22 protein-coding genes and 2 tRNA genes are annotated in these 25,924 nt (G+C 52.5%); 5 read left to right on the top strand and 19 right to left on the bottom strand.

Going from position 1 to position 25,924, the window contains the following annotated elements:
- Positions 1 to 43 precede the first annotated feature (43 nt).
- From pnp to OGX90_RS04780, 8 genes are all read right to left on the bottom strand, one after another.
- Positions 44 to 2,176 carry a polyribonucleotide nucleotidyltransferase gene (gene pnp, locus OGX90_RS04815; protein WP_008785911.1) on the bottom strand — a complete coding sequence of 711 codons (2,133 nt, stop codon included), beginning with the start codon at positions 2,174 to 2,176 and terminating at the stop codon, positions 44 to 46.
- Positions 2,177 to 2,422: 246 nt separating this feature from the next.
- Entirely contained in the window at positions 2,423 to 2,692 is a 270-nt protein-coding gene (rpsO, locus tag OGX90_RS04810; protein WP_000059465.1) for a 30S ribosomal protein S15, read from the bottom strand.
- 273 nt (positions 2,693 to 2,965) lie between these two features.
- The gene (gene truB, locus OGX90_RS04805; RefSeq protein WP_048225707.1) at positions 2,966 to 3,910 is read right to left on the bottom strand and encodes a tRNA pseudouridine(55) synthase TruB; all 945 of its coding nucleotides are present in this window, start codon (positions 3,908 to 3,910) and stop codon (positions 2,966 to 2,968) included.
- On the bottom strand, positions 3,910 to 4,314 hold the full coding sequence (gene rbfA, locus OGX90_RS04800) for a 30S ribosome-binding factor RbfA (protein ID WP_003024988.1): 405 nt from the start codon (positions 4,312 to 4,314) through the stop codon (positions 3,910 to 3,912). The genes truB and rbfA overlap by 1 nt, the downstream gene beginning before the upstream one ends.
- Before the next feature lie 149 nt (positions 4,315 to 4,463).
- A complete protein-coding gene (infB, locus tag OGX90_RS04795; RefSeq protein ID WP_032945099.1) occupies positions 4,464 to 7,154 on the bottom strand; it encodes a translation initiation factor IF-2 in 2,691 nt (896 codons plus the stop codon).
- Positions 7,155 to 7,178: 24 nt separating this feature from the next.
- Entirely contained in the window at positions 7,179 to 8,666 is a 1,488-nt protein-coding gene (gene nusA, locus OGX90_RS04790; protein ID WP_003024992.1) for a transcription termination factor NusA, read from the bottom strand.
- Between the two features lie 28 nt (positions 8,667 to 8,694).
- Entirely contained in the window at positions 8,695 to 9,147 is a 453-nt protein-coding gene (gene rimP, locus OGX90_RS04785; RefSeq protein ID WP_003024996.1) for a ribosome maturation factor RimP, read from the bottom strand.
- A 207-nt stretch (positions 9,148 to 9,354) separates the two neighbouring features.
- A tRNA-Met gene (locus OGX90_RS04780) sits at positions 9,355 to 9,431 on the bottom strand.
- A 333-nt stretch (positions 9,432 to 9,764) separates the two neighbouring features.
- On the opposite strand from OGX90_RS04780, the gene argG reads away from it, so the two are divergent.
- Positions 9,765 to 11,108, top strand: a complete 1,344-nt coding sequence (gene argG, locus OGX90_RS04775; protein ID WP_005131837.1) for an argininosuccinate synthase — start codon at positions 9,765 to 9,767, stop codon at positions 11,106 to 11,108.
- A gap of 197 nt (positions 11,109 to 11,305) precedes the next feature.
- Here argG and OGX90_RS04770 read toward each other — a convergent pair.
- The 3 genes from OGX90_RS04770 to OGX90_RS04760 form a co-directional block, all read right to left on the bottom strand.
- Positions 11,306 to 11,392, bottom strand: a tRNA-Leu gene (locus OGX90_RS04770).
- 9 nt (positions 11,393 to 11,401) lie between these two features.
- Complete coding sequence (gene secG / locus OGX90_RS04765; RefSeq protein WP_003025000.1) at positions 11,402 to 11,734, bottom strand: preprotein translocase subunit SecG; 333 nt, start codon at positions 11,732 to 11,734, stop codon at positions 11,402 to 11,404.
- A gap of 167 nt (positions 11,735 to 11,901) precedes the next feature.
- A complete protein-coding gene (locus OGX90_RS04760; protein ID WP_103014950.1) occupies positions 11,902 to 12,795 on the bottom strand; it encodes a LysR family transcriptional regulator in 894 nt (297 codons plus the stop codon).
- A 148-nt stretch (positions 12,796 to 12,943) separates the two neighbouring features.
- Between OGX90_RS04760 and iadA the strand changes: the two genes are divergently transcribed.
- Both iadA and dcuC read left to right on the top strand, forming a co-directional pair.
- On the top strand, positions 12,944 to 14,077 hold the full coding sequence (iadA, locus tag OGX90_RS04755; RefSeq protein WP_063941608.1) for a beta-aspartyl-peptidase: 1,134 nt from the start codon (positions 12,944 to 12,946) through the stop codon (positions 14,075 to 14,077).
- A 10-nt stretch (positions 14,078 to 14,087) separates the two neighbouring features.
- Complete coding sequence (gene dcuC, locus OGX90_RS04750) at positions 14,088 to 15,554, top strand: C4-dicarboxylate transporter DcuC (RefSeq protein WP_286623258.1); 1,467 nt, start codon at positions 14,088 to 14,090, stop codon at positions 15,552 to 15,554.
- Positions 15,555 to 15,598: 44 nt separating this feature from the next.
- On the opposite strand, the gene glmM is transcribed toward dcuC, so the two are convergent.
- The 4 genes from glmM to rlmE form a co-directional block, all read right to left on the bottom strand.
- Complete coding sequence (gene glmM, locus OGX90_RS04745; protein ID WP_008785919.1) at positions 15,599 to 16,936, bottom strand: phosphoglucosamine mutase; 1,338 nt, start codon at positions 16,934 to 16,936, stop codon at positions 15,599 to 15,601.
- Entirely contained in the window at positions 16,929 to 17,777 is an 849-nt protein-coding gene (gene folP / locus OGX90_RS04740) for a dihydropteroate synthase (protein ID WP_048225717.1), read from the bottom strand. Before folP ends, glmM begins: the two co-directional genes overlap by 8 nt.
- 98 nt (positions 17,778 to 17,875) lie before the next feature.
- A complete protein-coding gene (gene ftsH, locus OGX90_RS04735; RefSeq protein WP_003025013.1) occupies positions 17,876 to 19,810 on the bottom strand; it encodes an ATP-dependent zinc metalloprotease FtsH in 1,935 nt (644 codons plus the stop codon).
- A gap of 99 nt (positions 19,811 to 19,909) precedes the next feature.
- Positions 19,910 to 20,539 carry a 23S rRNA (uridine(2552)-2'-O)-methyltransferase RlmE gene (gene rlmE / locus OGX90_RS04730; RefSeq protein WP_003025015.1) on the bottom strand — a complete coding sequence of 210 codons (630 nt, stop codon included), beginning with the start codon at positions 20,537 to 20,539 and terminating at the stop codon, positions 19,910 to 19,912.
- 125 nt (positions 20,540 to 20,664) lie between these two features.
- Here rlmE and yhbY point away from each other — a divergent pair, with 125 nt between their 5' ends.
- The gene (gene yhbY, locus OGX90_RS04725) at positions 20,665 to 20,958 is read left to right on the top strand and encodes a ribosome assembly RNA-binding protein YhbY (RefSeq protein ID WP_003025016.1); all 294 of its coding nucleotides are present in this window, start codon (positions 20,665 to 20,667) and stop codon (positions 20,956 to 20,958) included.
- Positions 20,959 to 21,111: 153 nt separating this feature from the next.
- Here yhbY and greA read toward each other — a convergent pair whose 3' ends face one another.
- Positions 21,112 to 21,588 (bottom strand): transcription elongation factor GreA, encoded by a 477-nt coding sequence (gene greA / locus OGX90_RS04720; protein ID WP_003025019.1) that lies wholly within the window; start codon positions 21,586 to 21,588, stop codon positions 21,112 to 21,114.
- Between the two features lie 248 nt (positions 21,589 to 21,836).
- Here greA and dacB point away from each other — a divergent pair, with 248 nt between their 5' ends.
- On the top strand, positions 21,837 to 23,270 hold the full coding sequence (dacB, locus tag OGX90_RS04715; RefSeq protein WP_032945109.1) for a serine-type D-Ala-D-Ala carboxypeptidase: 1,434 nt from the start codon (positions 21,837 to 21,839) through the stop codon (positions 23,268 to 23,270).
- A 100-nt stretch (positions 23,271 to 23,370) separates the two neighbouring features.
- Here the strand turns inward: dacB and cgtA are convergent, their stop codons facing one another.
- From cgtA to rpmA, 3 genes are all read right to left on the bottom strand, one after another.
- Entirely contained in the window at positions 23,371 to 24,543 is a 1,173-nt protein-coding gene (cgtA, locus tag OGX90_RS04710; RefSeq protein WP_003828732.1) for an Obg family GTPase CgtA, read from the bottom strand.
- 15 nt (positions 24,544 to 24,558) lie between these two features.
- A complete protein-coding gene (locus tag OGX90_RS04705; RefSeq protein WP_032945110.1) occupies positions 24,559 to 25,524 on the bottom strand; it encodes a DMT family transporter in 966 nt (321 codons plus the stop codon).
- A 127-nt stretch (positions 25,525 to 25,651) separates the two neighbouring features.
- Entirely contained in the window at positions 25,652 to 25,909 is a 258-nt protein-coding gene (gene rpmA, locus OGX90_RS04700; protein WP_003025030.1) for a 50S ribosomal protein L27, read from the bottom strand.
- Positions 25,910 to 25,924 lie beyond the last annotated feature (15 nt).

The raw sequence follows: 25,924 nt of genomic DNA, 5'->3' as shown, positions 1-25,924 counted from the left end.
CCGGGTTAAAGGCCCTCCGCTTTCACGGAGGGCAATGGCAACCTTACTCGCCCTGGCTTGCCGGAGCTTCCGGTTCGCCTGCAGGCTGAGACTGCTCAGTTGCTTCTTTAATGCTCAGACGTACACGGCCCTGGCGATCAACTTCCAGAACTTTGACCGGTACTTCCTGGCCCATCTGCAGGTAGTCGGTCACTTTCTCAACGCGCTTGTCAGCGATCTGAGAGATGTGTACCAGACCTTCTTTACCGCCACCGATGGCAACGAATGCGCCAAAGTCAACGATACGGGTCACTTTACCATTGTAGATACGGCCTACTTCGATCTCTGCGGTGATCTCTTCGATACGACGGATAGCATATTTCGCTTTCTCACCGTCGGTCGCAGCAATCTTCACGGTACCATCATCTTCGATTTCAATGGTGGTGCCGGTTTCTTCGGTCAGAGCACGGATAACAGAACCGCCTTTACCGATAACGTCTTTGATCTTGTCCGGGCTGATCTTGATAGTGTGGATACGCGGAGCGAACTGAGAAATATCGCCACGCGGAGCGTTGATCGCTTGTTCCATCACACCCAGGATGTGCAGACGCGCACCTTTAGCCTGGTTCAGCGCAACCTGCATGATTTCTTTGGTGATACCTTCAATTTTGATATCCATCTGCAGTGCAGAGATACCGTCGCGGGAACCCGCCACTTTGAAGTCCATATCGCCCAGGTGGTCTTCGTCGCCCAGGATGTCAGACAGAACAACAAAGTTGTCGCCTTCTTTCACCAGACCCATCGCGATACCCGCAACGGCTGCTTTGATCGGCACGCCTGCGTCCATCAGCGCCAGGGAAGCACCACATACGGAAGCCATGGAAGAAGAACCGTTAGATTCGGTGATTTCAGAAACCACACGTACGGTGTACGGGAATTTATCCAGTTCCGGCATTACTGCCAGTACGCCACGCTTCGCCAGACGGCCGTGACCAATCTCACGACGCTTCGGAGAACCGACCATACCGGTTTCACCTACGCAGTACGGAGGGAAGTTGTAGTGGAACAGGAAGTTGTCAGTACGCTCGCCCATCAGTTCGTCGAGGTTCTGCGCATCACGCGTGGTGCCCAGGGTCGCAGTAACCAGCGCCTGAGTTTCGCCACGGGTGAACAGTGCGGAACCGTGGGTACGAGGCAGAACGCCAGTACGCACGTCCAGGCCACGGATCATGTCTTTTTCACGGCCATCGATGCGCGGCTCGCCTGCCAGTACGCGGCTACGAACAACATTTTTCTCGATAGCGTGCAGGATTTCACCCAGTTCGTTAGCGTCCAGGGTTTCGTCTTCAGCCACCAGAGTCGCGATGGTTTCAGATTTGATCACGTCAACCTGAGCATAACGCTCTTGTTTGTCAGTGATACGGTAAGCATCGCTCAGGCGAGCTTCTGCCAGTGCGGCAACGCGTGCGTTCAGCGCTTCGTTGACGGCTTCTGGCTGCCAGTCCCAACGCGGTTTGCCAGCTTCTTTCGCCAGCTCGTTGATCGCCTGAATCACAACCTGCTGCTGTTCGTGACCGAACACAACAGCGCCCAGCATCTGATCTTCGCTCAGCAGTTCAGCTTCGGATTCAACCATCAGTACGGCTGCTTCAGTACCTGCAACAACCAGGTCCAGCTTGCTTTCTTTCAGTTCGTCCTGAGTCGGGTTCAGTACGTACTGGTCATTGATGTAACCAACACGTGCAGCACCGATCGGGCCGTTGAATGGGATACCAGACAGAGTCAGCGCAGCAGATGCACCAATCATTGCCACGATGTCCGGGTTAACCTGCGGGTTAACGGAAACAACGGTCGCGATAACCTGAACTTCGTTAACGAAGCCTTCCGGGAACAGCGGGCGAACCGGGCGGTCAATCAGACGCGCGATCAGGGTTTCGCCTTCGCTCGGACGGCCTTCACGACGGAAGAAGCTACCCGGGATACGGCCAGCAGCGTAGGTACGCTCCTGATAGTTAACGGTCAGCGGGAAAAAGTCCTGGCCTGGTTTCGCTTTTTTCTGACCAACAACGGTAACGAATACCGCGGTGTCATCCATGCTAACCATAACAGCGGCAGTCGCCTGACGCGCCATCATGCCGGTTTCCAGCGTAACGGTATGCTGACCGTACTGGAATTTACGAACGATCGGATTAAGCAAAATAATATCCTTTCTCTATTTTTTGACGGCACATTTTTGCGCCATCGTTAATACCCGATCTTCTGCGCATCCTCGCGACTAATGACAACCCTAACCCATAAGCATGAGTAAAGCCTCTCATTAGCCGCGCGAACCTCTGCAACGGAAGATCATTCATAGCAACAATACATTAGTTTCCAGCGAATTGCTGCCATCTGCTGGAAAAAAGGGGCCATGAAGGCCCCCTCTTTCTGAAACTCGAAAGAATTAGCGACGCAGGCCCAGACGCTCGATCAGCGCGGTGTAACGTGCAACATCTTTACGTTTCAGGTAGTCGAGCAGTTTACGACGCTGAGAAACCATGCGCAGCAGACCACGACGGCTGTGGTGATCTTTTTTGTGCTCTGCAAAGTGGCCCTGCAGGTGGTTAATCTGTGCAGTCAACAGAGCAACCTGAACATCGGTAGAACCGGTGTCGTTTGCATCACGACCAAACTCAGAAACGATTTTAGCGGTAGCTTCAGTACTTAGAGACATTTTAAAACTCCAAAGTGATAAGAATGAAAGGATGCCGATCTCTAATTCAGCTATCCCAGTGTATACACTTTATCCTTCAAACTGACTCTGCGTTGGCTGCGTCCGCTCACCTCAATCACTTACCTAAGTAAGCTCCTGAGGATCCTCAGACTTGCCGCCTTGATGCAGCTCGAATGATTTTGTGTATACGCCACGCAGATTGTTAAACAATTCACGCGACGTTAAGCGGCAGTATTCTACTCGCAGCGCCCTTTTATCGCAAGACAGAGAGCGCTATGCAGGATACTCAACCACCAGGCGGCGGGGGGCGACACGACCTTCATCGTCCATCTCCCCCATGCCAATAAACTTGTCGTCATCGCCTTCCGTCACACGTACCAGCCCTTCCAGCGGGGCGCCTGTCGTCCGTACCGGATTACCATTTTTAAAGTAAACCGACGATGTTAAAGGCAAATTAACAACAGGATAGTCCGATGCCGGACTGTCCATTGGCATCAGCAAAGGATCAAGCAGTTGAGCCGCCGGAATGTTCTGCTGTTCTGCCTGTTCGACCAGCTCACGCAGGTGTTCCAGCGTGACCATACGATCCACCGGATACTTGCTGACCGTCAGACGACGCAGATACGTTACGTGCGCGCCGCAGCCCAGCTTCTCACCGAGATCGTCAACGATGGTACGAATATAGGTGCCTTTGGAGCAGTGAACTTCCAGCTCCAGTTCGTTACCTTCATGACGGATAAACAGCAGCTCATAGACGGTAATCGGGCGCGCTTCACGCGGCACTTCAATGCCCTGACGCGCATATTCGTACAGCTTCTTACCCTGATACTTCAGCGCCGAATACATCGACGGAATCTGCTCGATATCGCCGCGGAAAGTCTCCAGCGCGCTCGCCAGTTGTTCTGCGGTGAAGGTTACCGGACGCTCCTGCACGATCTGCCCATCGGCATCGGAAGTGTCAGTACGCTGGCCCAGACGGGCAACCACGCGATAGCGTTTGTCAGAATCCAGCAAATACTGTGAAAACTTTGTCGCTTCACCAAGGCAGATAGGCAGCATGCCTGTCGCCAGCGGATCCAACGCGCCGGTATGTCCCGCGCGGTTGGCATTGTAGATGCGTTTTACTTTTTGCAGCACGTCATTGCTGGACATACCCTGCGGCTTATCCAGCAGCAGGACACCATGAATATCGCGACCACGACGACGAGGACGACTCATCAGTCCTCCTTGCTGTCGTCCGCTGGGTTCACACGACGCTCATCGTCATGTTTCACCACGCTGGTCACCAGGTTGGACATGCGCATCCCTTCAACCAACGAGTTGTCGTAGAAGAAGGTCAGCTCAGGCACGATACGCAGACGCATTGCTTTACCCAGCAGAGAGCGGATAAAACCAGAGGCTTCCTGCAGTGCCTTAATGCCGTTTTTCACGGCAGCTTCGTCCTGATCGTTGAGGAAAGTCACGAATACTTTGGCATATGCCAGATCACGGGACATCTCAACACCCGATACGGTGGTCATCATGCCAACACGCGGGTCTTTGATTTCGCGTTGCAGGATGAGTGCGATTTCTTTCTGCATCTCCTGCGCGACACGCTGCGGGCGACCAAATTCTTTCGCCATAATAAATTCTCCAGACAAAAAAGGGGCATTCAGCCCCTTTTGAAAATAATTCGGTGATTAGGCTGTAGGCCTGATAAGCGTAGCGCCATCAGGCATTACATTGCCGGATGTCGGCGTAAACGCCTTATCCGGCCTACACCCGAACAACCTTAAGCAATTGTACGTTTGATCTCGATGATCTCGAACACTTCGATCATATCGCCAACGCGAACGTCGTTGTAGTTCTTAACGCCGATACCACATTCCATACCGTTACGGACTTCGTTGACGTCATCTTTGAAGCGGCGCAGGGATTCCAGCTCGCCTTCATAGATAACCACGTTGTCGCGCAGTACGCGGATTGGGTTGTGACGTTTAATCGTGCCTTCGGTAACCATACAGCCTGCGATAGCGCCGAATTTCGGTGATTTGAACACATCACGAACTTCAGCCAGACCAATGATCTGCTGTTTCAGTTCCGGAGACAGCATGCCGCTCATCGCTGCTTTCACTTCGTCGATCAGATGATAGATGACGGAGTAGTAACGCAGATCCAGGCTTTCTGATTCGATAACTTTACGTGCAGAGGCATCAGCACGTACGTTGAAGCCAACCAGAATCGCGTTGGATGCCGCAGCCAGGGTCGCGTCGGTTTCGGTGATACCACCTACGCCAGAACCGATGATCTTCACTTTTACTTCGTCGGTAGACAGTTTCAGTAAAGAGTCGGAAATCGCTTCTACAGAACCCTGTACGTCAGCCTTCAGCACGATGTTCACTTCGTGAACTTCGCCTTCGGTCATGTTGGCGAACATGTTCTCAAGTTTAGATTTCTGCTGACGAGCCAGTTTAACTTCACGGAATTTGCCCTGACGGTACAGTGCAACTTCACGCGCTTTCTTCTCGTCACGAACAACAGTAACTTCGTCACCCGCAGCCGGAACACCGGACAGACCGAGGATTTCCACCGGAATGGACGGACCTGCTTCCAGTACTTCCTGACCCAGTTCGTTACGCATCGCACGAACGCGGCCGTATTCGAAGCCACACAGAACGATATCGCCCTTGTTCAGGGTACCTTCGCGAACCAGGACGGTAGCGACCGGGCCACGACCTTTATCCAGGAAGGATTCGATAACCGCACCGCTCGCCATACCTTTACGGATAGCTTTCAGTTCCAGTACTTCGGCTTGCAGCAGGATAGCATCCAGCAGTTCGTCGATACCGGTACCCGCTTTCGCAGAAACGTGAACGAACTGGCTCTCGCCGCCCCACTCTTCCGGCATGATGCCGTACTGGGACAGTTCGTTTTTAACGCGATCTGGATCCGCTTCCGGTTTATCGATTTTGTTGACTGCAACAACTACCGGCACACCTGCCGCTTTCGCGTGCTGGATAGCTTCGATAGTCTGCGGCATCACGCCGTCGTCTGCTGCAACAACCAGAACAACGATATCCGTTGCCTGAGCACCACGAGCACGCATGGAGGTAAACGCGGCGTGACCCGGGGTGTCCAGGAAGGTGATCATACCGTTGTCAGTTTCAACGTGGTACGCACCGATGTGCTGAGTAATGCCGCCCGCTTCGCCAGAGGCCACTTTCGTTGAACGAATGTAGTCCAGCAGAGACGTTTTACCGTGGTCAACGTGACCCATGATGGTCACTACCGGTGCGCGCGGTTCTGCCGCAGCGCCGGTGTCACGGTCGCTCATTACTGCTTCTTCCAGCTCGTTTTCACGACGCAGGATAACTTTGTGGCCCATCTCTTCGGCAACCAGCTGTGCGGTTTCCTGGTCGATGACCTGGTTGATGGTCGCCATTGCGCCCAGTTTCATCATTGCTTTGATGACCTGAGAGCCTTTGACCGCCATCTTGTTCGCCAGATCGCCAACGGTGATGGTTTCGCCGATCACAACGTCACGGTTAACGGCCTGAGCTGGCTTCTGGAAGCCCTGCTGCAGAGCGGAACCTTTACGCTGCTTACCGCCTTTACCGCCGCGAACCGCTGCACGTGCTTCTTCACGGTCAGCTTTAGATTCAGCGTGTTTGTTACCTTTCTTCGCCGGACGCGCTGCTTTAGTGCTGCGAGTACGACCACGACCGCCTTCAACTTCACGATCGTTCTCGTCTTCAGCCTGGCGAGCATGCTGAGAGGTGGTGACGTGATAATCACTGGTGTCTTCGACAGGTTCAGCGTTATTCACACCATTTTTCTCGTTTTCTTCCGCCATACGGCGAGCTTCTTCCGCTACGCGGCGCGCTTCTTCTTCAAGCTTGCGACGTGCTTCTTCTTCCGCTTTACGCTTCAGTTCTGCGGCTTCATTTTCACGGCGGGCTTTTTCGGCCTGGGCGGTTTTAGTCATATCGTCGGTCTGTTGATTGCTCACTTTGTCTTTTTCCGCAGCTTCACGTTTCGCTTTATCAGCGGCTTCACGCTTAGCTTGTTCTGCGGCCTCACGTTCGGCTTTTTGTTGCGCCTCGCGTTTGGCAGCTTCTTCTGCCTCACGACGGGCTTGCTCTTCCGCTTCACGCTGCGCCTGCTCTTCCGCGGCAAGGCGTTCAGCCTCTTGCGGATCGCGTTTCACAAAGGTGCGTGTCTTGCGGACTTCGATTTGTACCGATTTGCTTTTTCCACCGGTACCTGGAATATTGAGAGTACTGCGCGTTTTACGCTGCAATGTCAACTTATCCGGCGCTGAGCCGTTTTCACGGTTCAAATGCGCCAGTAAGGTTTGTTTCTCTTGTGCGGACACAGAGTCGTCAGCAGACTTCGGGATACCGGCATCAGCAAATTGCTGTACCAGGCGATCTACGGAAGTCTGTATCTCTGCAGCCAGCGTTTTTACGGTTACATCTGTCATACTGTTCCTTCCTGCTACAGTTTATTACGCTTCGTCGCCGAACCAGCAAATATTACGGGCAGCCATAATCAGCTCACCGGCTTTTTCGTCGGTCAACCCTTCGATATCAGCCAGATCATCAATGCCCTGTTCAGCGAGATCTTCCAGCGTACAAACACCACGGGCCGCCAGTTTGAAGGCCATCTCACGATCCAATCCTTCCAGATTCAGCAGATCGTCAGCCGGTTTGTTATCACCGAGGCTTTCTTCCTGGGCCAGTGCCAGAGTGGTCAGTGCGTTTTTAGCACGCTCGCGCAGCGCTTCAACGGTCTGTTCATCCAGGCCGTCAATTTCCAGCAGTTCTTTCATTGGCACGTAGGCCAGTTCTTCCAGCGTCGCAAAACCTTCTTCCACCAGAACAGTCGCGAAATCTTCATCGATATCGAGATATTTGGTGAAGGTATCGATGGCTGCATGTGCTTCAGCCTGATGCTTCGCTTGCAGGTCATCAACGGTCATCACGTTGAGTTCCCAACCGCTCAGTTGTGAAGCCAGGCGGACGTTCTGACCATTACGTCCAATCGCCTGAGCCAGGTTACCGGCTTCAACCGCGATATCCATGGTGTGTTTGTCTTCATCCACCACGATAGAAGCGACGTCTGCTGGCGCCATTGCGTTAATCACGAACTGCGCCGGGTTATCATCCCACAGGACGATATCGATACGCTCGCCGCCCAGTTCGGTAGAAACCGCCTGAACGCGCGCACCGCGCATACCAACACAGGCGCCGACCGGATCAATACGCTTGTCGTTGGTCTTAACGGCGATTTTCGCGCGCGATCCCGGATCGCGAGCAGCCGCTTTAATTTCGATAACTTCTTCGCCGATTTCCGGCACTTCAATGCGGAACAGCTCAATCAGCATTTCCGGCTTGGAACGGGTTACGAACAGCTGTGCACCGCGCGCTTCCGGGCGAACTGAGTACAGAACACCACGAATACGGTCACCAGGGCGGAAGTTTTCACGCGGCAGCATGTCTTCACGCAGGATCACAGCTTCAGCATTGCTGCCCAGATCCAGAGAAATGTTGTCGCGGTTTACTTTCTTCACCACACCGGTGACGATTTCGCCTTCGTGTTCGCGGAACTGATCAACAACCATTGCGCGTTCAGCTTCACGTACTTTCTGTACAATAACCTGCTTCGCGGTCTGGGTAGTGATACGGTCAAAGGTGACAGATTCAATCTGATCTTCAACATATTCGCCCACGTTCAGACTTTCGTCTTCGAAGCGTGCCGCTTCCAGCGTAATTTCTTTGGTCGGCTGAGTAACTTCTTCTACGATTACCCAACGACGGAAAGTATCGAAATCACCGCTTTTACGATCGATTTCTACGCGAACGTCGATCTCTTGCTCATATTTTTTCTTTGTTGCTGTAGCCAGCGCACTTTCCAGCGCTTCAAAAATTTTCTCGCGTGGCAGCGCTTTTTCGTTGGATACGGCTTCAACAACAGCCAAAATTTCTTTGTTCATCGCGGGCTTTTCACCTCAATCCAGACTGTTAAAAGTGGGGAACCAGGTTCGCCTTCTGGATATTACTCAGCGCGAACACTTCATCTTTGCCTTCGACTGTGACCGTGATCATCTCACCGTCCACCGCTTTGATAACGCCCTGCCATTTACGACGGTTTTGTACCGCCATACGAAGAACCAGCGTGACTTCTTCACCCAGGAAACGCACGTAGTGTTCAGCTGTGAACAGAGGACGGTCGAGACCCGGAGAGGAGACTTCCAGGTTATAGGCAACGGTGATTGGGTCTTCGACATCCATCACGGCGCTTACCTGATGGCTCACATCAGCACAATCATCAACATTGATGCCATCTTCACTATCAATATAGATGCGCAGTGTGGATGTGCGACCACGAATAAATTCGATGCCGACCAGTTCGTAGCCCAGGGCTTCAACTGGCGCTGTAATCATCTCTGTTAATTTTTGCTCTAATGTGGACAAGCCCACCCCCAAGACATAAAAAAAGGGCCTAAAGCCCAGTTATTCTGTAGTCAGATAACAAAAAACCCCGATAAATCGGGGCTTTAGATAACTGAACCCTATAACCGCACCTGCGGTTCGGAGAACCTTCCGAAAGAATTTTTTTCAAATCCAGCTACGAAGGCCTAAGTCTTCACAGTATATTTGAAAAAGAACTCTAAGGGAAAGTGGTTGCGGGGGCCGGATTTGAACCGACGACCTTCGGGTTATGAGCCCGACGAGCTACCAGGCTGCTCCACCCCGCGCCTGAAACGTGGCAAATTTTACTCGTTTTGGGTAAAAAATGCAAATACTGCTGGGATTTGGTACCGAGACGGGACGTAAAATCTGCGCACAGTATATTGATTCACTATGCGTTATGTCAACCTTGTTACGACTATGCAAATCAATGAATGCTGCCCAGCGCTAGCCCAGCAAGATAAATATGCCGCCCACGCCGTTATTTAACGAAATTCTCACTAAACTCTTCCTGTCATCCAGAAAAGATGATTAAATGAAAACTCATTTATTTTGCATAAAAATGCAATTAGTGTAATAAGCCGACCTCTTCACCAGTCTATCAAGCAGGGTTTTATTTTATGACGACGATTCTCAAGCATCTCCCGGTAGGTCAACGTATTGGTATCGCTTTTTCCGGCGGCCTTGACACCAGCGCAGCACTGCTGTGGATGCGACAAAAAGGGGCTGTCCCATATGCATATACTGCGAATTTGGGCCAGCCGGATGAGGATGACTATGACGCCATTCCTCGCCGTGCAATGGAATATGGTGCTGAGAATGCTCGCCTGGTAGATTGCCGTAAGCAGCTGGTTGCCGAAGGGATCGCTGCCATTCAGTGCGGTGCATTCCACAACACCACCGGCGGACTGACCTACTTCAATACCACCCCGCTGGGCCGTGCCGTGACCGGCACCATGCTGGTTGCCGCCATGAAAGAAGATGGCGTAAATATCTGGGGTGACGGTAGCACCTATAAAGGTAACGATATTGAACGTTTCTATCGTTACGGTCTGCTGACCAACGCCGAACTGCAGATTTACAAACCATGGCTGGATACCGATTTTATCGATGAACTCGGCGGTCGCCATGAGATGTCCGAATTTATGATTGCCTGTGGTTTCGACTACAAGATGTCCGTTGAGAAAGCGTACTCAACAGACTCCAATATGCTCGGCGCGACTCACGAAGCAAAAGATCTGGAATTCCTGAATTCCAGCGTCAAAATCGTCAACCCGATTATGGGCGTGAAGTTCTGGGATGAGAGCGTGAAGATCCCGGCAGAAGAAGTGACCGTGCGTTTTGAACAGGGTCATCCGGTTGCTCTTAACGGTAAAACCTTCAGCGACGACGTTGAGATGATGCTGGAAGCCAACCGTATCGGCGGCCGTCACGGTCTGGGTATGAGCGATCAGATTGAAAACCGTATCATTGAAGCGAAGAGCCGTGGCATCTACGAAGCCCCGGGGATGGCATTGCTGCATATCGCCTACGAGCGTCTGCTGACCGGTATTCACAACGAGGATACCATCGAGCAGTATCACGCGCACGGTCGCCAGCTGGGTCGTCTGCTGTATCAGGGCCGCTGGTTCGACTCTCAGGCGCTGATGCTGCGTGACGGTCTGCAGCGTTGGGTTGCCAGCCAGATTACCGGCGAAGTCACGCTGGAACTGCGTCGTGGTAATGACTACTCAATCCTCAACACCGTGTCTGACAATCTGACGTACAAACCAGAACGTCTGACGATGGAAAAAGGCGACTCCGTATTCTCTCCGGATGACCGTATCGGTCAGTTGACCATGCGTAATCTGGATATCACCGATACCCGCGAGAAGCTGTTCGGCTATGCGCAGTCTGGCCTACTGACAGCCTCTTCCGCAACCGGCCTGCCGCAGGTTGAGAATCTGGAAAATAAGGCGAAGTAAAGATTCACTATCTTAAGGCCGCGAAAGCGGCCTTTTTTATGCGCGGAATATAGGATGTCTGTAGGCCTGATAAGCGTAGCGCCATCAGGCGTTGTAATAATGTCGGATGGCGGCGTTAACGCCTTATCCGACCTACAGGATAGCCACAAATAACAGACGAAAAAAAAGACGCTTTGCAGCGTCTTTTTTTTGGAATTTGGTACCGAGGATGGGACTCGAACCCACAAGCCCGTTAGGGCACTACCACCTCAAGGTAGCGTGTCTACCAATTCCACCACCTCGGTACAGAATACTTAGCGTGGGATATCGCTGGTCGGTTGAGCCGGAGCAGCTGGCTGAGTTTGCTCGGTTTTCGCCGGTGCGCTCAGATTTTCCCACTCACTTCCTTTATTGGTCTTATTGCTGTTCATGTTACCCAGCACCAGACTGATGATGAAGAACAAGGTTCCCAATACAGCTGTCATACGGGTCATGAAGTTACCAGAACCACTTGAACCAAACAGAGTACCAGAAGCGCCTGCGCCAAAAGAGGCTCCCATATCAGCGCCTTTGCCTTGCTGCAGCATGATCAAGCCTACCAGGCCAATTGCCACAATAAGGAAAACTACTAAAAGAGCTTCGTGCATAATCAACCTGTTCCTTGCGGAGTTGCCGCGTACAATGCTTCGACCATTAAAGCGGGAATATTTACTGTTTCCCACTGAAGCGGGTGTGAATACTAACCAAAGCGAATAACCTTCGCAAGGGCAATTTGTTAGCATTGTATCAACTGCGGAAAAAATCGCCATATCAATCAAAAACGCAGCAACTTCTCCCAGCATCTCTGCATAACGGCACGTTGATCTTCAAGATTCGCCCATACCACAACGGGGATTTCACAAATCAGGTCTGTATTTTCTGGCCAGCAGTGAATAATTTGCTGATTCACCAACTCTTCCGCCACCATCGATTCAGGTAACCAGGCCATTCCCATATGGCGCAGTACCATTTCTCGTATCGTTTCGCTTAAACCACTCTCAAATACTTTTTTTAGCCGTGGGCGGACGCGTTGTTCTGCCGACTCAATAATACGTCTGACAAAGGTGTAGTCGCTATAGCATAGCCACGGAATCGGAGCATGCGGATCATTAAGCGCATCAGCCAACTGGGCGGAAATAACCGGTATAAATCGCTCATACCGCCATAGGGAACGTTTTAACCCTCCGGCGATCTCCAGCCCCGGCTGGGCAGACGGTAAATCGTAGGTTACCAGTAAATCAATTTGCCGGTTCATCAGGGCATTGAAGTGGTTGTCTATCCCCTGGATACTGGCGTTTACCGTAAAGTTTAACTGCGGCTCACTCTGTCGCAGGTAGTTGATCATATCCGGCAGGATATTCACCGACAGCGTATGCAGGCTAACCATCACCAGCGTGTTATCCGTTGCTGGCGTCATCGCCGACAGCTCATGGCTTGCCTCTCTTAACGTGCTGAGAACGTGCCGGGCATAAGGTTCAAAGCGTTCACCATAGCGCGTCAACGTGACGGGGGTCGTTGTCCGGTCAAACAAAGGTACGCCCAGCACCTCTTCCAGGGCCTTTATACGCCGACTCAGCGCAGGTTGAGTAATATGCCGCTGCGCCGCGGCCTGAGAGTAGTTTCCATGCTGGCTCAAGGCCAGAAAATCTTCCAGCCACTTACAATCCACGTTGTGCTCTCCGCCATGCCATAACCGCATCCTCCAATAACAAATCGGTAATAGTCATAGTTATAGTAATGGCTTTATGGTGGGCATCATAACAACAATATTTCGTTTCACCTGCCGACTCTCACCCTCGACGTTTGACAGGACCGCTATGTTTACTTTATTGACCAATGCCCGTGTTTTTTCTCCTGAGGATTTAGGCCTCTGCTCCCTGCTCATTCATGCCGACCGAATTGTGGCGGTAGAAAAAGATATTTCATTGTTTGATGGCATCAACGAGGTCATCGATTGTCGGGGTAAATGGGTTATCCCTGGTATCATCGATCAGCATGTTCATCTTACCGGTGGCGGTGGTGAAGCCGGATTTGCCAGTCGGACGCCCGCCGTCAAGCTGCGCGACCTGATTCAGGCAGGTATTACCACGGTGGTTGGCGTGTTAGGCACCGATGCCATTTCTCGTTCCCCCAAAGACCTCTACGCAAAAATGCAGTCTCTCAACCTTGAGGGATTACGCGCGTTTATGCACACGGGAGCCTACGCCGTTCCCAGCCCAACCATTACGCGATCCATCCGCGATGATATGGCCTTCATTCCGGCAATTCTTGGTGTAAAAATCGCCCTCGCCGATCACCGCGGTTCTTACCCCTCTTTCCAGGAGTTGCTGAGGATAGTGAGCGATATTCGCGTCGCTTCCCTGCTGGCTGGGAAAAAGGGCTTGCTGCATGTGCACCTGGGGAATCTGCCGGAAGGGATGTCGCAACTTATTGAGCTGTGTGATGCGGGTATTCCGATTCACCATATTTCACCGACGCATGTTGCGAGAACTGAGCCCTTGTTCGAACAGGCGATTGCTTTCGCCCATCGCGGCGGCCATATCGATGTTACGTCCGGTGGCAGTCGTTTTATGCCTCAGGAGCAAGCGATTCTCCACGCACTCGAAGCACAGGTTCCGGCGGAGCGCATCACGATCAGTTCTGACGGCAATGGCAGCGTTCCGCGCTTTAACGCTCAGGGTATCGTTGAAGGTTTAAGCGCGGCACCGGTCGCAGGCAATCTTAACCTGCTTCCTCGCCTGATTGATGTCGGGATTCCGGTGCCACAGGCCATCGCGATGCTGACGGCAAACGTTGCGCGCTCGCTGGGTATTTCCGGGGGCGTGCTCTGCGCCGGGGAACGTGCCGATATCTGTGTACTCAATGATGACCTCTCGCTGGCCCATCTGTTTGCCGCGGGTAAACCGTTGCTGCGGGATGGCGAGTGCCTGGTTACCGGCAACTTCGAGTAAGGGGGCAAGAATGTCATTGCTACTGGCGCTAATCGCCATCATTTTTGCCGGACGTCTGATCCTCAAAAAATATCACCCCCAGTCGGTACTGTTATTGACCGGGATTGTGCTGTTGCTTATCGCGCATTTTAGCGGAATGACCTCACTCAGTGGCCTGGTGAAAAAGAGCACCGGATTTGGCCCCTTTGACGCCTTTGAGTTTATTCGCGATACCCTGAGCGTGCGTCTCGGCGGCCTCGGACTGCAAATTATGCTGATTGGTGGTTTTGCCACCTACATGTCAGCCATTGGCGCAAGCCAGGTACTGGTTCGGGTGACGTCTCGTCCTTTGCAACGGCTGAACTCGCCATATCTGCTGCTGGGGCTGGCACTGCTATTGGGTCAATTCCTGTCGCTGTTTATCAGCAGCGCCACCGGATTGGGTCTGCTGCTGATGGCGACGCTTTACCCGCTGCTTACCCGTCTTGGCTGTAGCCGCGCCGCGGTTGCCGCCGTTATCGCCAGTACCTGTGCGGTTGAGTTTGGCCCCGGCTCCGGCAACTCTGTTCTCGCCGCCAAAACCGCAGGCATCGAGGTCGTGAACTATTTCGTGCAGGATCAGTTGCCGATCGTTGTGCCCGTCATTCTTTTCATCGCCCTGCTGCATATTGTTGTGCAACGCTTTTTTGACCGTCGGGAAAGTGGCGACAATGCAGCTCAGCAAATGCAGACATTAACGGCGACTGATGAAGCCGACGCACCTATCGCCTGGCTGTTTCTGCCCATGCTGCCGCTGGTATTGATGCTGGTGTGCAGCGATTTAGTATTCAGCTCTCTCAAGATCACGCTGGATACCGCCGTACTGATAAGCCTCGCTATTACGCTGGTTTGTGAGTACTGCCGTCATCGCAAGGCGCGCGAGGTGATGGCTGGCGTACAAAAGGTTTTCGACAGCATGGGCAGCGTTTTTGCCACCGTCGTGACACTGATTATCGCCGGTGAAGTCTTTTCCGCCGGACTGAAAGCCATTGGTGCCGTTGACGCACTGTTGTCACTTTCCGGTGAATTTGGCCTCAGCGCCGCCTCGATTATCCTGCTGATGACCCTGATCACCTTCGCAATTTCAGCGCTGATGGGCTCCGGGAATGCGGCATTTTTCTCCTTCGCACCCATGGTGCCGGACATCAGCCGTCATATCGGTAGCGATATCGCTGTCATGATGTTGCCTATCCAGATCTCGGCGGGTATTGGTCGTACGTTATCGCCTATTGCTGGCGTCATCATTGCTATCGCAGGGATTGCAGGCGTCTCGCCTGTGGATATTGTTAAGCGTACCGCGATTCCGATGCTGGGCGGTTGGCTACTGATGATTGCGCTAACCTTTGCCCGGTCTGGACATCTGCTGGCGGTTCTGCCGTGGCTGGCAGTCCTTGTGCTACTGATGGTCGGTGGTTACTTCTGGCTGCGCCGACGTAAACAGCAGCTTGCCGTACAGTAAAAAAAAGCCGGAGTCTCAGACTCCGGCTTTCACTTTCTTCGGAATTACGCCGCTTTCACAGCATCGGCAATACGGTGGGCGAATTCAGTCACCTGCGCTTCGTCTTCACCTTCAACCATCACACGAATTAACGGTTCGGTACCAGACTTACGCAGCAGGACGCGTCCACGGTTACCCAGCGCCGCTTCCACTTCCGCCATCACCGCTTTCACGTTTTCATGTTCCAGTGGATCGCCGCTACCTGCTGTGTATCGTACGTTAACCAGCAGCTGTGGGAACATTTTCATGCCGCTGCACAGGTCGTGCAAGCTCATATGGTTGCGTACCATCGCCGCCAGCACCTGCAGACCCGCCACGATACCGTCACCAGTGGTGGTTTTGTCCAGCAGGATCACATGACCTGAGTTTTCGGCACCGATACGCCAGCCTTTTTCCTGCATTTTCTCCAGCACATAACGGTCGCCAACTTTTGCACGGGCAAACGGAATACCCAGCTGTTTCAGCGCCAGCTCGAGGCCCATGTTGCTCATCAGCGTACCTACCGCGCCACCGCGCAGCTGACCCTGACGCAGGGCTTCACGGGCGATGATGTACATGATCTGATCGCCATCGACCTTATTACCTTCGTGATCAACCATAATGACGCGGTCGCCATCGCCATCCAGTGCAATACCCAGATCGGCTTTTTCCGCAATCACGCGCGCCTGCAGGGCACGGACGTCGGTGGCGCCGACTTCTTCATTGATATTCACACCGTTTGGCTCACAGCCAATGGCAATCACGTTTGCACCCAGTTCACGCAGTACATTTGGCGCAATGTGGTACGTCGCACCGTTAGCGCAATCCACCACAATTTTAAGCTCATTCAGACTCAGTTCGTTCGGGAAGGTGCCTTTGCAAAACTCGATATAGCGACCGGCAGCATCAACGATACGCGTGGCTTTACCCAGTTCAGCGGAATCCACGCAGGTGATCGCTTTTTCCATCTCGGCTTCAATGGCTTCTTCCACTGCATCCGGCAGTTTAGTCCCGTCGGTAGAGAAGAATTTAATCCCGTTGTCATAGTACGGGTTGTGCGAAGCGGAGATAACAATCCCGGCCTCAGCACGGAAGGCGCGCGTCAGATACGCAACGGCGGGTGTTGGCATTGGCCCTGTGAATGAGGCTGAGAGTCCGGCGGCAGCCAGGCCCGCTTCCAGCGCAGACTCCAGCATATAGCCGGAAATACGCGTATCTTTACCGATAATAATTTTACGTGAACCATGACGAGCAAGCACTTTCCCTGCAGCCCAGCCCAGCTTGAGCACAAAGTCAGGTGTAATTGGGGCATCGCCTACGCGACCGCGGATCCCATCAGTGCCAAAATATTTACGATTACTCATAGCGTTTTTTTTCCTTTGCAGACAATGTGGCTTCCACCACACGCATCGCTTCTACGGTTTCTTTGACGTCATGGACACGAACGATCTGCGCCCCCTGCATTGCGGCAATCACCGCGCACGCAAGGCTACCGCTCAGGCGTTCAGATGGCCCCACATTCAGTAACTGGCCAACCATTGATTTTCGTGACATCCCAACCAGCAATGGCAGATTAAAATGATGAAACTCAGACAAACGTGCCAGTAATGTGTAGTTGTGAGTGAGATTTTTACCGAATCCGAATCCGGGGTCGAGCAACAATTTATCTTTTGTGATTCCAGCCCGCTCGCAACGTGCTATTTGCTCAACAAAGTAACGGTTTACCTCAGCAAAAACATCCTCATACTTTGGCGCTTCCTGCATGGTTTTCGGCTGCCCCTGCATATGCATCAGGCAAACCGGCAATCCGGTCTCCGCTGCGGCTTCCAGCGCTCCAGGCTCCGAGAGTGAGCGAATATCATTGATGATATGCGCGCCAACTCTGGCGCATTCGCGAATCACTTCGGGTTTTGAGGTATCGACCGAAATCCACACTTCAAAACGCTGAGCAATCGCCTCGACCACTGGGATCACTCGCTGCAACTCTTCTTCCACACTCACATCAGCCGCGCCCGGACGCGTGGACTCACCGCCCACATCAATGATAGTCGCCCCGGCGTTAATCATCAGGTTTGCGTGTTTTACCGCCTCAACCAGAGAGTTGTGCGCTCCACCATCGGAAAATGAGTCTGGCGTGACGTTCAAAATCCCCATGACGTGCGGATGGCTGAGATCCAGTGAAGAACCCTGAGCAAAGAGTTTCATAGTTTTATCCCTGGTAAAATCTTGAATATGCAGATAAGAAAAACCCCGGAGCAAGCCCCAGGGTTTTCAATTAAAACACGGTCATCATCAACGATAACTTATTTGTCGCCCAGTTGCTCTGACATAGTGCCAGAGTCCGGCGCACGCGGTTCATCAACCGGACGCGGTGCACTCGGCTTGCCGGTGCTGCCAGAGTTGTTGTTAGAAGAACCCGGTTCTTCCCAACCCGCTGGCGGACGCACGTCGCGGCGAGCCATCAGATCGTCAATCTGCGGCGCATCGATGGTCTCATATTTCATGAGTGCATCTTTCATCGAGTGCAGAATGTCCATGTTTTCGTTCAGCAAACGACGAGCACGGTCATAGTTACGCTCAATCAGCAGCTTAACTTCCTGATCGATAATGCGAGCGGTTTCATCGGACATGTGTTTCGCTTTCGCCACAGAACGTCCCAGGAACACTTCGCCTTCTTCTTCAGCGTACAGCAACGGACCGAGTTTATCGGAGAAGCCCCACTGAGTAACCATGTTACGCGCCAGGTTAGTCGCGACTTTAATGTCGTTCGACGCACCGGTAGAAACATGTTCAGCACCGTAGATGATCTCTTCCGCCAGACGGCCACCGTACAGTGTGGAGATCTGACTTTCCAGTTTCTGACGGCTGGCGCTGATTGCGTCGCCTTCAGGCAGGAAGAAGGTCACACCCAGCGCACGACCGCGCGGGATAATCGTTACTTTGTGCACCGGATCGTGTTCCGGTACCAGGCGACCGATAATCGCGTGGCCAGCTTCGTGATACGCGGTAGATTCTTTCTGCGCTTCCGTCATCACCATGGAGCGACGTTCCGCACCCATCATGATTTTGTCTTTCGCTTTTTCGAACTCAACCATCGACACTACGCGCTTGTTGCCACGAGCAGCAAACAGCGCCGCTTCGTTCACCAGGTTCGCGAGGTCCGCACCGGAGAAGCCAGGTGTGCCACGTGCAATGATTGCCGCATCGATATCCGGAGACAGCGGTACGCGACGCATATGCACTTTCAGGATCTGTTCACGACCGCGAACGTCTGGCAGACCAACCACAACCTGACGGTCGAAACGGCCTGGACGCAGCAGCGCAGGGTCAAGAACGTCCGGACGGTTAGTTGCTGCGATAACGATAATACCTTCGTTACCTTCGAAGCCGTCCATCTCAACCAGCATCTGGTTCAGCGTCTGTTCACGTTCATCGTGACCACCGCCCAGACCTGCGCCACGCTGGCGACCTACGGCGTCGATTTCATCGATGAAGATGATGCACGGTGCCGCTTTCTTGGCTTGTTCGAACATGTCACGCACACGAGATGCACCGACACCCACGAACATTTCCACGAAATCAGAACCGGAAATTGTGAAGAATGGAACCTTCGCTTCACCTGCGATAGCTTTCGCCAGCAGGGTTTTACCCGTACCCGGAGGACCAACCATCAGGACGCCTTTCGGGATTTTACCGCCCAGTTTCTGGAAACGGCTCGGTTCGCGCAGATACTCAACCAGCTCAGCGACTTCTTCTTTTGCTTCGTCACAACCCGCAACGTCAGCAAAAGTCGTTTTGATCTGATCTTCCGTCAGCATGCGCGCTTTGCTCTTGCCGAACGACATGGCACCTTTGCCACCACCGCCCTGCATCTGACGCATGAAGAAGATCCAGACACCAATCAGCAGCAGCATTGGGAACCAGGAAATGAAGATAGAAGCCAGCAGGCTCGGCTCTTCAGGTGGTTCGCCAACAACCTTGACGTTTTTGGTCAGCAGGTTATCAAGCAGCTTCGGATCGTTAACCGGGATGTAGGTCGTGTAACGGTTACTATCTTTCTTGGTAACGTTAATCTCACGTCCGTTGATCTTCGCTTCACGAACCTGGTCCTGATTGACCTCTTGCAGGAAGGTAGAGTAATCAACCTTACGGCCATTAGACTCGCTGGGCCCAAAGCTCTGGAATACTGACATCAGCACAACGGCAATGACCAGCCAGAGAATTAGGTTTTTCGCCATGTCACTCAAGGGATTAACCTCATATTACAACTGTGTTAAAAACAGCGTCAGGATACTCTATATCCAGTTTCTTTCAAACTTTCGTTTGAAATCTGCCGGTTATGGTTTACGCCCGGTCGCTACAATATACACTTCACGCGAACGGGCGCGAGAAGAGTCCGGCTTACGAACTTTGACCTTCGTAAACAGGGAGCGAATTTCTCTTAGATACTCATCGAAGCCTTCGCCCTGGAACACCTTCACTACAAAACTACCACCTGGCGCTAATACATCACGAGCCATTCCAAGCGCCAGCTCTACCAGATACATGGCCCGGGGAATATCCACCGCCGGTGTTCCACACATATTTGGCGCCATATCAGACATGACAACTTGTACTTTACTGTCACCTACGCGTTCAAGTAACGCTTTCAGGACTAATTCATCACGAAAGTCGCCCTGAAGGAAGTCCACACCAACGATTGGATCCATAGGTAAAAGATCGCAAGCGATAATGCGGCCGGTGTTGCCGATCTGCGTAACTGCATATTGCGACCAGCCACCGGGTGCAGCACCGAGATCAACTATTGTCATCCCCGGTTTAAAAATTTTGTCACTTTGCTGTATTTCATCAAGTTTAAACCAGGCACGGGAACGTAACCCCTTTTTCTGCGCCTGTTGAACATATTTATCGCTAAAGTGTTCCTGAAGCCAGCGACTCGAGCTGGCAGAACGCTTTTTACCTGTCATTTCACATTCCCAAAGGGCAGTTCATCGTAACCAATGGTGTAAATTTCTACACAGCTATTTGGTGATATATGGGAGATGGCGGTAGAATGACCCGTTTTCAATCCCAACGTAAGCAAAAATATACGATGAATCTGAGTACTAAACAAAAACAGCACCTGAAAGGTCTGGCACATCCGCTCAAGCCTGTAGTTATGCTTGGCAATAATGGTTTGACCGAAGGGGTACTGGCCGAGATTGAACAAGCGTTAGAGCACCATGAACTTATCAAGGTGAAAATCGCCTCGGAAGATCGCGATACTAAAACCTTGATCGTGGAAGCTATCGTACGCGAAACCGGCGCCTGCAATGTACAGGTCATCGGCAAAACGCTGGTACTGTATCGCCCGACTAAAGAACGTAAAATCTCGCTGCCACGCTAAGAATATCCCAAAGTTGCACACGAAGTTTGTGTAAAACGCGGGGTTTTCCGCTAGCAGGAGAGCAAAATGCCACGCTCTCTTCGTTGATAAAAGGCCGCTATGCGGCCTTTTTCCTTTCTTTACAATGTATCAACATCTTAACCAAGATGCGAATTACAGGTATTCTACCTTCGTCACTTCATATTCCACTTCGCCGCCCGGCGTTTTGATAACTACGACGTCATCCTGCTCTTTACCGATCAGGCCACGAGCGATAGGCGAGTTCACTGAAATCAGGTTCTGTTTAAAATCGGCTTCATCATCGCCGACAATACGCCAGGTCTGCTCTTCATCGTTATCGAGATTCAGAACGGTAACCGTCGCACCGAAAACAACGCGGCCATTGTTCGGCATCTTAGTAACGTCGATTACCTGCGCGTTGGACAGTTTAGCTTCGATATCTTTAATGCGTCCTTCGCAGAAACCCTGCTGTTCACGCGCCGCGTGATACTCCGCGTTCTCTTTCAGGTCACCGTGCTCACGCGCTTCAGCGATAGCGGCAATAATTTCAGGACGGCGCACAGATTTCAGAAAATCCAGCTCTTCGCGCAGTTTTTCAGCACCACGTAAGGTCATCGGGATAGCTTGCATTTGTTATACCTCTTGAACATTCCTGTAGGGGGTAGTTGCTCTCACCCCGGCTGCTAAGCCCACCCTGGCGTGTGTCATGCCAGAGTCAGAAGCAAAAAAATACCGACCCGGGGCTCAAGGTCCCAGGTCAGCTACAATTCTCTATTTGATGATCATTTTACCCTGGAGTTCCTTATGGGTCATCGTTTACTTTTTGGGGCGTTGCGCCGTAGTATGACGGCCTGTTTCCAGGTTGTTAGCGCGAGATTATGCGATTTTCCAGATTTACCATCGGATTGACTGCCAGTATAGCGTTCAGCGTTCAGGCTGCGAACGTCGACGAGTATATCAATCAGCTCCCTGCCGGGGCCAACCTCGCCCTTATGGTACAGAAGGTTGGCGCACCTGCACCCGCGATTGATTTTCATAGCCAGCAGATGGCGCTGCCCGCCAGTACCCAGAAAGTAATCACCGCGCTGGCAGCATTGATTCAGCTCGGGCCTGACTTTCGTTTTACCACCACGCTTGAGACCAAAGGCAGCGTGGAAGGCGGCGTATTGAAAGGTGACTTAGTGGCACGATTTGGTGCCGATCCGACGCTAAAACGCCAGGATATTCGCAATATGGTGGCAACCCTGAAAAAATCAGGTGTGACGCAAATTGCCGGGAATGTCCTGATCGACACCTCTATTTTTGCCAGTCATGATAAAGCGCCCGGCTGGCCCTGGAACGACATGACGCAGTGTTTTAGCGCACCGCCCGCAGCGGCTATTGTCGATAGAAACTGTTTCTCGGTTTCACTCTACAGCGCGCAAAAACCCAACGATCTCGCCTTTATTCGCGTGGCATCTTATTACCCGGTCACCATGTTCAGTCAGGTGCGTACTCTCGCCCGAGGTTCTGCGGAAGCGCAATATTGTGAACTGGATGTAGTTCCCGGCGATCTCAACCGCTATACGCTGACCGGATGCCTGCCACAACGTGCCGATCCGCTGCCGCTGGCGTTCGCCATTCAGGACGGTGCCAGCTATGCCGGGGCAATTATCAAAGATGAGCTAAAACAAGCAGGTATCACCTACAGCGGTACACTGCTGCGCCAGACGTTGGTCAACGAACCAGGAACGGTGGTCGCCAGTAAGCAGTCTGCGCCGCTACATGACCTGCTTAAGATTATGCTGAAAAAATCGGACAACATGATTGCCGATACCGTTTTCCGTATGATTGGTCATGCCCGATTTAACGTGCCGGGCACCTGGCGGGCGGGTTCTGACGCCGTGCGCCAGATTTTGCGTCAGCAGGCAGGCGTCGATATCGGCAACACTATTATTGCCGACGGTTCTGGCCTCTCCCGCCATAACCTGATTGCCCCAGCGACCATGATGCAGGTGCTGCAATATATCGCTCAACACGATAACGAGCTGAACTTTATCACTATGCTGCCGCTGGCGGGCCACGACGGCTCTCTGCAATACCGTGCGGGTCTGCATCAGGCTGGTGTGGATGGCAAAGTATCGGCGAAGACAGGCTCGCTGCAGGGGGTTTATAACCTCGCAGGTTTCATCACCACGGCAAGCGGCCAACGCATGGCATTCGTGCAGTATTTATCTGGTTATGCGGTAGAGCCAGCTGACCAGCGTAATCGCCGTATTCCGTTGGTGCGCTTCGAGAGCCGGTTGTACAAGGATATTTATCAGAATAACTGAGTGCATTATTGCCGGATGTCGACGCTAACGCGTCTTATCCGGCCTACGATATGATGCCGTCCGTAGGCCGGATAAGCGCTAGCGCCATCCGGCGACGAGATTAACGCTTGTAGATGAACTCAACGCCTTCTTCGTCGTCTTCGTCCCAATCGTCATCCCAGTCATCTTCCGCTTCGTCTTCGACTTCAGCGAGCTGCTGGCGGTGATAATCATCCCACATGAACTCAACTTTCTCTGGCTGTTTCGCTTCTTCAGCCTGAACAATCGGGTTCTCGATGATAAAGGTCATCACATCCCAGCAGAGATCTTTCACGCCCAGTTGGCTGGCGGCAGAGATCAGGTAATATTTACCTTCCCAACCCAATGCTTCGGCGATCGCTTTCGCTTTCTCTTCCGCTTCAGCCTTGTCCATCAAATCAATTTTGTTGAACACTAACCAGCGCGGTTTAGATGCCAGATCCTGACTGTATTTTTCCAGTTCGCCAATAATGATACGGGCGTTTTCAACTGGATCAGAGCCATCAATCGGATCGATATCGATGAGGTGAAGCAGTACACGGCAACGTTCCAGGTGTTTCAGGAAGCGGATGCCCAGGCCTGCGCCTTCAGCCGCGCCTTCAATCAGTCCCGGAATGTCGGCAACCACGAAGCTCTTTTCGTTGTCCATACGCACCACGCCCAGGCTCGGCACCAGGGTGGTAAACGGATAATCAGCGACTTTCGGCTTCGCCGCGGACACCGCACGGATAAACGTCGATTTCCCAGCGTTTGGCATGCCCAGCATACCCACGTCCGCCAGCAGCATCAGCTCCAGCATCAGATCGCGCTTATCACCCGGCGTACCCATTGTTTTCTGACGCGGAGTACGGTTAACCGAGGATTTGAAACGGGTGTTGCCCAGACCGTGCCAGCCACCTTTAGCGACCATCAGACGCTGACCGTGTTTGGTCATGTCGCCCATGGTTTCGCCCGTGCCCTGATCGATAACACGCGTACCAACAGGTACTTTAATGGTAACGTCTTTGCCACGCTTACCGGTGCAATCACGGCTCGCGCCATTCTGACCACGTTCCGCACGGAATGATTTTTCAAAACGGTAATCGATCAGTGTGTTCAGGTTTTCGTCGGCTTCCAGCCAAACGTCACCACCGTCACCACCATCACCACCGTCCGGACCGCCTTTTGGGATGTACTTTTCGCGGCGGAAGCTGACGCAACCATTACCGCCATCACCTGCAACGACCAGAATCGATGCTTCATCAACAAACTTCATTTTACTCTCCGTAAATCATTCGCCTGAGCGGGGTTGCGAAACCACCGTTTCATGCTTACGTAAACCGCCCCAAATTCGATGACCAATGGCGGAATACATCGCGCCCGCAACCACGATAAACGCACCGAGATAACCTAATAGGTTTAGCATCGGTCTGGCGAAGAAATCGGGCCAGGCCAGTGATAATAAATCTGAAAATAACAACGTAAACAGCGGTGTGAGCGTGATAAGAGCGCTCACCTGCGCCGCCTGCCAACGCGCCATCGCTTCCGCGAGAGCGCCATATCCTACCAGCGTATTCAGGCCGCAGAATACCAGGCATGCCAGCTGCCAGTCGCTGAGCTGCGTGATGACACCGGGTTTAGCCAGCGGCAACAACGCAATCGTACATAAAGTGTACAGTAAAAACAGGATCTGCGGTGATGCCAGGCGGCGCAATAACACCTTTTGCGCGACCCCATAACTCACCCAGACCATCGCCGCACCGACACCAAAGATAACGCCCCAGGTGTAATCGGTGAGTCGGGTAAAAATTTCGATCAGACTGGTATTAAAAAACAGGACCAGGCCGCTCAGAAGCATAATGGCGCCAATCACCTGCGTGCCGCGCATCTTTTCTTTCAGGATAAAGACGCTGGCGATCATCATACCAACCGGTGACAGCTGACCGATAACCTGCGAAGCCGTTGGGCTCAAATACTGCAAGGATGAACTAAACAGAATGAAGTTACCGAACAACCCACCGGTTGCGATAGCCAGCAACACCAGCCAACGCGCTTTGCGAAAAATACGCAACGGAGGGAGCTTTTTTTTAACCGCAAGAATAGCGCCAAGGCCAACGCTTGCCATTAAAAAACGGTAGAACACCACGGTAGGAGGCTCCATCACCTCCAGCACTTGCTTCATTGCTATTGGCAAAGCGCCCCAACATACCGCCGTTGTGAGTGCTAACAGAATACCAATGCCTGCCTGCTGCTTCATGCCGTATTCCCTGCAAGGGCTCGTTTCCGGGTTGTCACGGCGCGACGAGCGTATTTACCGGCCGTCGAATGTAAAAAGCCCCGCAACGTGTTGCGGGGCTTTTATCCGTTACCGGGACGCGAAAAACTTATTCAGCAACGATGCTGATGAATTTACGGTTTTTCGGGCCTTTCACTTCAAATTTCACTTTACCGTCTGCTTTAGCAAACAGAGTGTGGTCTTTGCCGCAACCAACGTTGGAGCCAGCGTGGAATTTAGTACCACGTTGACGAACGATGATGCTACCAGCCAGAACTGTTTCACCGCCGAAGCGTTTTACGCCCAGACGTTTAGCTTCTGAATCGCGACCGTTACGAGTCGAGCCGCCAGCCTTTTTATGTGCCATTTAATCTGCTCCCCT

The organism is Citrobacter sp. Cpo012 (genome assembly GCF_030333015.1).
Lineage (GTDB): Bacteria > Pseudomonadota > Gammaproteobacteria > Enterobacterales > Enterobacteriaceae > Citrobacter > Citrobacter portucalensis.
The sequence above is the reverse complement of the archived record's forward strand: the minus strand, read 5'-3'. Positions and strand labels throughout refer to the sequence as shown.

Coding starts and splice junctions, on each gene's coding strand:
- folP (WP_048225717.1), bottom strand. CDS start 17,777: ATGAAACTCTTTGCTCAGGGTTCTTCACTGGATCTCAGCCATCCGCAC.
- dcuC (WP_286623258.1), top strand. CDS start 14,088: ATGTCATTGCTACTGGCGCTAATCGCCATCATTTTTGCCGGACGTCTG.
- infB (WP_032945099.1), bottom strand. CDS start 7,154: ATGACAGATGTAACCGTAAAAACGCTGGCTGCAGAGATACAGACTTCC.
- greA (WP_003025019.1), bottom strand. CDS start 21,588: ATGCAAGCTATCCCGATGACCTTACGTGGTGCTGAAAAACTGCGCGAA.
- glmM (WP_008785919.1), bottom strand. CDS start 16,936: ATGAGTAATCGTAAATATTTTGGCACTGATGGGATCCGCGGTCGCGTA.
- dacB (WP_032945109.1), top strand. CDS start 21,837: ATGCGATTTTCCAGATTTACCATCGGATTGACTGCCAGTATAGCGTTC.
- rpsO (WP_000059465.1), bottom strand. CDS start 2,692: ATGTCTCTAAGTACTGAAGCTACCGCTAAAATCGTTTCTGAGTTTGGT.
- yhbY (WP_003025016.1), top strand. CDS start 20,665: ATGAATCTGAGTACTAAACAAAAACAGCACCTGAAAGGTCTGGCACAT.
- rlmE (WP_003025015.1), bottom strand. CDS start 20,539: ATGACAGGTAAAAAGCGTTCTGCCAGCTCGAGTCGCTGGCTTCAGGAA.
- iadA (WP_063941608.1), top strand. CDS start 12,944: ATGTTTACTTTATTGACCAATGCCCGTGTTTTTTCTCCTGAGGATTTA.
- cgtA (WP_003828732.1), bottom strand. CDS start 24,543: ATGAAGTTTGTTGATGAAGCATCGATTCTGGTCGTTGCAGGTGATGGC.
- truB (WP_048225707.1), bottom strand. CDS start 3,910: ATGAGTCGTCCTCGTCGTCGTGGTCGCGATATTCATGGTGTCCTGCTG.
- OGX90_RS04705 (WP_032945110.1), bottom strand. CDS start 25,524: ATGAAGCAGCAGGCAGGCATTGGTATTCTGTTAGCACTCACAACGGCG.
- argG (WP_005131837.1), top strand. CDS start 9,765: ATGACGACGATTCTCAAGCATCTCCCGGTAGGTCAACGTATTGGTATC.
- secG (WP_003025000.1), bottom strand. CDS start 11,734: ATGCACGAAGCTCTTTTAGTAGTTTTCCTTATTGTGGCAATTGGCCTG.
- rpmA (WP_003025030.1), bottom strand. CDS start 25,909: ATGGCACATAAAAAGGCTGGCGGCTCGACTCGTAACGGTCGCGATTCA.
- ftsH (WP_003025013.1), bottom strand. CDS start 19,810: ATGGCGAAAAACCTAATTCTCTGGCTGGTCATTGCCGTTGTGCTGATG.
- rbfA (WP_003024988.1), bottom strand. CDS start 4,314: ATGGCGAAAGAATTTGGTCGCCCGCAGCGTGTCGCGCAGGAGATGCAG.
- nusA (WP_003024992.1), bottom strand. CDS start 8,666: ATGAACAAAGAAATTTTGGCTGTTGTTGAAGCCGTATCCAACGAAAAA.